Annotated in this window: 1 protein-coding gene; it reads left to right on the top strand. The window is 62.0% G+C overall.

Annotation, left to right across the window (positions count from 1 at the left end):
• Positions 1–18: 18 nt before the first annotated feature.
• A partial coding sequence (locus A6302_RS20310; RefSeq protein WP_141704042.1) for a hypothetical protein occupies positions 19–1,346 on the top strand: 1,328 nt, incomplete at its 3' end.

The following is a 1,346-nucleotide window of genomic DNA, read 5'->3' as shown; positions in this document are numbered from 1 at the left end:
GTTCATTGAGGTGAGTTCATGGCGCGCAAAGCATCCCCGATCGGTCCGCATGTTCTGGCGCTGATCGAGGATGCGCGCGTCGACCTCGCCCGAGCTGCCCTTGCCGTGCGCGAGGGCGACAACGAGCCGGAATTCATGCTGCCCGAGGACGTTCCGGACCTCGCCGACGACGAAGCGGTCGAGGCGTTTCGGCAAGCACTTGTCGAGACGCTGTCGGATTTCGACCGCGATGACCTGCGACCTGCGGAGCAGCGATCACGAAGGATCCGGGCCCTCGCCGAGAAAAAGGGCGTCACCTCGCTCACCACCATTGTCGAGCAACAACTCGATGTGACACGGTCGCAGGAGTTTCACCGGCAGCCAGATGAGCTCTGCAGAAGCATCTGGGCATATCTCCATGAACGCGAAACCTTCGAGGATGCGGAGAGCTTTCACTTCGCCCGACAGTTCCGCGACCACGGCAAGCTCTACGACGCCTTCGAGGTCGAACTGGAGAACCAGGTAGCCCTCGACGCGGCGGCCATCGACGAAAAGGCGCTGGCGTCCAAGATAAAGGGCATGCTCGAGCTGAAGCCCGAGATATCCTGCACGGTCAAGGCGCTCGATCTGCCTGCCACCGATACGCACCCTGCGTCCATCATGCTGATCGTCCGGCATGGTGGCCCGCTTTCGAGCGTCTACGATCACCGGCAAGACGGACGGCGGGGAACCATCTACTACCGCCCGCCGAACGAGGCGACGCTGATCTACACGCCCTCGATGCGGCAGATCGAGGTCTGCGCGGACAGCCCCGTGGTGCGCCAGACGGTCAGCGACTCCTTCGCCGAAGTTGCGCTCGGTCACGACATCTCCCAGAAGCCGCTGACTTGGAAGCGCTATAATCTCTCGCGCTTCCGCTCTTCGCTTCTCCTGCAGCCCCCTGAGATCGAAGGGTATGCGTTCGAGTTCGCGCGCGTCATCGAAGCCGAGATCCGGCTGGGAACCTGGCGCCGCAAGCTTCAGCTCAAGGTGACAGTCGACGATGACATCCAGGAGGTTGCCGACCGATATCTCGGGGCGCGGAACATCTTTCGGCGCGCCGAAGCGTTCAGCCGGATCACCATCGCGGTGGCCTACAACCTGATCGGCGACGACAAGCAGCGGACGCTCAATATCACGATTGCGGGCACGAAGAGCTGCAACCTGCAGAGCAAGCCCGATCCGGAGGAACGCAGCCTCGGCTTCGCGCTGCTCAAGGAATGGGGAATCCTGAGCGCGTTCAGGCAAATCGCGCATGATGACCTTCGCGCGATATTTCCCCAGCTTGTTCAACTCCACGATCGCATCGAGGACGAGGTCAGCGGAAG

It is taken from the genome of Methylobrevis pamukkalensis (genome assembly GCF_001720135.1).
Taxonomy (GTDB): Bacteria; Pseudomonadota; Alphaproteobacteria; order Rhizobiales; family Pleomorphomonadaceae; genus Methylobrevis; species Methylobrevis pamukkalensis.
Note: the sequence above shows the minus strand (reverse complement) of the source record. Positions and strands in the feature narration are given on the sequence as shown.